The following is a 4,915-nucleotide window of genomic DNA, read 5'->3' as shown; positions in this document are numbered from 1 at the left end:
CAGGGGGTGTCCCTCCAGCTTGCGCCGGGCGACTACGTGGCCATCGTCGGCGAGTCCGGCGTTGGTAAGTCCACCCTCCTCAACCTGATCGCCGGCCTGGACCGTCCCGATGGGGGGCGCATTGCCCTGGATGGCCGGGAATATGCCAGCCTCGACGAGGATGGCCTGACCGCCCTGCGGCGGGATCAGCTGGGTTTCGTTTTCCAGGCCTTTCATGTGCTGCCCCATCTGACGGTGCGCCAGAACGTGGCCCTGCCCCTGTGGCTGCAGGGGCAGGGCCCACAGGCGGCGGATGGGCCCGCGCTCCAGTTGCTGGAGGCCGTCGGACTGGCGGAGCGGGCCGACAGCTGGCCCCGGGAGTTGTCCGGCGGGGAGATGCAGCGGGTGGCCATTGCCCGGGCCCTGGTCCATCGGCCCCGGCTGGTGCTGGCGGATGAACCCACCGGGAACCTGGACCCGGCCAACGGCGAGAAGGTGCTGGCCTTGCTGGCAGACCGGATCCGCGCCGCCGGTGCCATCGGCATCCTCGTGACCCACTCCCTCGAGGCGGCGGCCACTGCCGACCGGGTGTTGCGCCTGACCCCGGAGGGCTTGCAGGTGTGAAGCTGGCCCCCGTCTTCCTCGGCTCCCTGGCCCGGCGCCGGGTGGCCACCCTGTTCTCCTTTCTCGCCATCGTCCTCGGCGTGGCCTTGGGTATGGCCGTGCAGGCGGTCCATGAGGCAGCCCTGAGCGAGTTCGGGCGGGGACTGCGGACGCTGGCCGGGCAGGCTGACCTGCAGGTCAGCGGACCTCGCGGCGGCTTCGACGAGACGGTGTATGCCCGCCTCCTTGAGGTACCCGGCGTGGCCGACGCCAGTCCGGTGGTGGAGGTGGAGGCCCGCCTGGCTGGCCGGGAGGACAGTCTGCCGGTGCTGGGGCTGGACATCTTCGCGCTGGGGACGGTGACACCCAGGTTGTTTCCCCGCCCCCTGGGACAAGACGAGGACGATCGTCTTGCCGCCCTGGCAGAGGATCGCATCTTCCTGAGCCGCGCTGCGCGGGAGGCCCTCGGTGTCAGCGTGGGGGACCGCCTGCGCCTGCTGGCGGGCGCTCAAGAGGTGTCTGTCCGGATTGCCGGCGATCTGCCCGGGGTGGAGGAGGGGCGCAGCCTGGCGGTGATGGACATTGCCGCAGTCCAGAAGATTTTTGCCCGCCTGGGGCATCTGACGCGCATCGACCTGCGGCTGGCCGAGGGAAGCTCCCCGGAGGGGATCCATTCCCGGATTGCCGGCGTCCTGCCTGCGGGCGTCGTGCTGGAGCCCCCCGAGGCGGCAGAGGACCAGGCTGCCAACCTGTCCCGGGCGTACCGGGTCAACCTGACCATGCTGGCGGCCATTGCGCTGCTCACCGGGGGCTTCCTGGTCTTCTCGGCCCAGGCCCTGTCAGTGGTGCGGCGGCGGACGGAGTTTGCATTTCTCCGGGCCATCGGCCTGAGTCGGGCCACCCTGTTCCGCTGGCTGGTGGCCGAGGGGGCGGCAGTGGGGCTGGCCGGGGGTGTCGTCGGCGTTGCCTTGGGTCATGGACTGGCCTGGGGTGCCCTGGTCCTGCTGGGGGGCGATCTGGGGGCCGGATATTTTCAGGGCCTCCGCCCGCAGCTCCAGTTCCAGCCCGGTGTGAGCCTGCTCTATGTGGCACTGGGCGTGTTCGCGGGCCTTGCGGGGGCCTGGCTGCCGGCCCGTGAGGCGGCCACCGTGTCCCCCGCCCGAGCCCTCAAGGCGGGGGATGAGGTGGGCCTCGGAGCCGGGCCCGGACGCCCCGGGCTGGGGGTGAGCGTGCTCCTCCTGAGTCTGCCCGCCTGCCTGCTTCCCCCCGTCGCGGAACTGCCCGTGGGGGGCTACCTGGCGGTGGCTTGCCTGCTGGCGGGTGGGGTGATCCTGCTGCCGTCCCTGGCGGCATTTGTGGCGTCCCGTCTCCCCGATGGTGGTCCTGTTGCCGCCCGCCTGGCCGTGGCCCGCCTGCGGGCAGCCCCAGGCCACGGGGTGGTGGCCGCGGCAGGTGTCTTGACCAGCGTGGCCCTGGCCGTCGCCATGGCCATCATGGTCGCGTCCTTCCGGGATTCCGTGGACCAATGGCTGGCCCAGATCCTGCCGGCCGATCTTTACCTGAGGGCCGGGCGGGCCAGCAGCAGCGCCCACCTGGATCCCGACCTGCAGGCCCGCATCCGGGCGCTTCCCGGTGTGGCGGAGGTGGATTTCATCCGCCATGAAACCCTGCGTCTGGCACCGGATCGGCCTCCCGTGGCCCTTATTGCCCGGCCCCTGGAGAGCGACGGCAGCACCCTCCCCGTGGTGGGGGCCGTGGTGCCCGTGCGGGACGTGCCGGCCATCTGGATTTCCGAGGCGATGGAGGATCTCCATGGCTGGCGGGTGGGGCAGCGGGTGGTCCTGCCCCTGGCGGGGCAGAGCGTGACCGTGGGCATTGCCGGCGTGTGGCGGGATTATGCCCGCCAGAGCGGCGCCGTCATGATCGACCGGACGGACTATCAGCGCCTGACCGGCGACCGGCTGGCCAATGACGGCGCGATCCACCTGACCGGAGGGGCAGCGCCCGGGGCGGTGGCCGAGGCGCTGGCGGCCCTGGCGCCGCCCGGAGCCCTGGAGGTGGCGCGCCCGGCGGAAATCCGTGCCCTCAGCCTGCGCATCTTCGACCGAACCTTTGCCGTCACCTATCTGCTCGAGGCGGTTGCCGTGGCCATCGGACTGGCCGGCGTGGCGGCCAGCTTTGCCGCCCTGGCAGCCGCCCGACGACGGGAGTTCGGCATGCTGCGGCACCTGGGCCTGACCCGCCGCCAGGTGGGCGCCATGCTCGCCCGGGAGGGCGCCCTGGCGGCGGGGGTCGGAGTGCTGGGAGGGCTGCTGGTGGGCGGCGGCATCGGACTGGTCTTGATCGAGGTGGTCAACCGCCAGAGTTTCCACTGGAGCATGGACATTCACGTGCCCTGGGGTTCCCTGGGGCTGTTTGCGCTGACCCTCACGGCCCTGGCGGCGCTGGCCGCGGTCCTTGCGGGGCGTCAGGCCATGGGCGCCAGCGCGGTGATGGCGGTGCGGGAGGACTGGTGATGGAGCGTCGTCGTTTCTTGCTGGGGCTGGCGGGTGCGCTTGCCGCACCTGCCTGGGGGGCGTCTTTCGAGCCGGTGCTTCCCGGGCGTCGTCTGGTGTTTCCCGCGGACCATGGGGCCCATCCGGGCTTCCGCACCGAGTGGTGGTATGCCACCGGCTGGCTGAGCCTGCCGGACGGGCAGCCCCTGGGCTTCCAGGTCACCTTCTTTCGGGTGCGGACGGGGGTGGGGGAGGACAATCCCAGCGCCTTCGCACCCCGTCAGCTGATCCTGGCCCATGGCGCCTTGTCCGATCCCCGCAAAGGTGCCCTGCGCCATGCGGAGCGCTCCGCCCGGGCCGGCCTGGGGCGGGCGGGCTTTTCCACGGAGACCACCCGGGTGTGGCTGGGGGACTGGCGTTTCGAGCTGACGCCCCGGGGCTATCGGGCCGAGGTCCGGGATGAAGGCTTCGCCTATGCGCTCGACCTGCGCACCGATGCACCGCCCCTCCTCAACGGGCGAGGGGGCTTCAGCCAGAAGGTGGCCGATCCCCGGCATGCCAGCTACTACTACAGCCGGCCCCAGTTGCAGGTGACCGGTACGGTCACCCTGGAGGGCATGACCCAGCCGGTGCGGGGCTCCGCCTGGCTGGATCACGAGTGGTCCAGCGAGCTGATGCCCGAAGGCGCCCAGGGCTGGGATTGGGTCGGACTCAATCTGGACGACGGCAGCGGCCTGATGGCCTTCCGGATGCGCAACGGCGCAGGAGAAGCCCTGTGGACGGCGGGCACCCTGTGCGCGCCCGATGGACGGGCACGGGTCATGGCCCCCGGCGAGGTCCGCTTCACGCCCCTGCGTCGCTGGCACGCCCCCCGCAGCGGGATCGACTGGCCGGTGGCCTGGCGCCTGCAGGTGGCCGGGCGGACCTTCGAGCTGGTGCCCCTGATGGACGACCAGGAGCTGGACAGTCGCGGCTCCACCGGCGCCATCTACTGGGAAGGCGCCGTGCGGGTCCGCGAGCAGGGGCGGGAGGTGGGCCGCGGCTATCTGGAGATGACCGGCTACGGTAAGCGCATCCGGGTGGGGTGACGTCCGGGCCGCATTCCTCCGGTTCCGCCCCTTGAAGTCTGTCCCAGCCCCCCCATCTAGGGTTCAGACCAGAATCCGGAGGCTCCATGCGCATCGATAAATTCACCACCAAGTTCCAGCAAGCCCTCGCCGAGGCGCAGAGCCTTGCCGTGGGTAACGATCAGCAATTCATCGAGCCCCAGCACCTGCTGCTGGCACTGCTCGCCCAGGACGATGGCAGCACCGTGTCGCTGCTGCAGCGGGCCGGGGTGAATGTGGGGGGGCTCAAGGCCGCCCTGACCAAGGCCCTCGAGCGCCTGCCCAAGGTGCAGGGCCATGGCGGTGATGTGTCCGTGGGCCGCGACCTGGGCAACCTGCTCAACCTCACCGACAAGGCCGCCCAGCAGCGCGGCGACGAGTTCATCGCCAGCGAGATGTTCCTGCTCGCCCTGGCCGACGACAAGGGCGAGGCCGGTCGTCTGCTCAAGGAAAACGGCCTGACCAAGAAGGCCCTGGAGCAGGCCATCGACGCGGTGCGCGGCGGCCAGACCGTGGGCAGCGCCGACGCCGAGAGCCAGCGTGAGGCTCTCAAGAAGTTCTGCGTGGACCTCACCGAGCGGGCCCGCCAGGGCAAGCTCGACCCGGTGATCGGCCGCGACGACGAGATCCGCCGTGCCATCCAGATCCTGCAGCGCCGCACCAAGAACAACCCGGTGCTGATCGGCGAGCCCGGCGTGGGCAAGACCGCCATCGTCGAAGGCCTGGCCCAGC

Annotated in this window: 4 protein-coding genes; all 4 read left to right on the top strand. The window is 71.1% G+C overall.

Annotation, left to right across the window (positions count from 1 at the left end):
* Positions 1-6: 6 nt before the first annotated feature.
* Positions 7-603, top strand: coding sequence for an ABC transporter ATP-binding protein (locus PHD22_RS16215; protein ID WP_299869262.1), 597 nt, complete (start codon positions 7-9; stop codon positions 601-603).
* Complete coding sequence (locus PHD22_RS16210; protein ID WP_299869259.1) at positions 600-3,098, top strand: FtsX-like permease family protein; 2,499 nt, start codon at positions 600-602, stop codon at positions 3,096-3,098. The genes PHD22_RS16215 and PHD22_RS16210 overlap by 4 nt, the downstream gene beginning before the upstream one ends.
* The gene (locus tag PHD22_RS16205) at positions 3,098-4,165 is read left to right on the top strand and encodes a lipocalin-like domain-containing protein (RefSeq protein WP_299869256.1); all 1,068 of its coding nucleotides are present in this window, start codon (positions 3,098-3,100) and stop codon (positions 4,163-4,165) included. Before PHD22_RS16210 ends, PHD22_RS16205 begins: the two co-directional genes overlap by 1 nt.
* An 86-nt stretch (positions 4,166-4,251) precedes the next feature.
* A partial coding sequence (locus tag PHD22_RS16200) for a Clp protease N-terminal domain-containing protein (protein WP_299869253.1) occupies positions 4,252-4,915 on the top strand: 664 nt, incomplete at its 3' end.

The sequence above is a fragment of the Zoogloea sp. genome, assembly GCF_028693495.1.
Taxonomy (GTDB): Bacteria; Pseudomonadota; Gammaproteobacteria; order Burkholderiales; family Rhodocyclaceae; genus Zoogloea.
The sequence above is the reverse complement of the archived record's forward strand: the minus strand, read 5'-3'. Positions and strand labels throughout refer to the sequence as shown.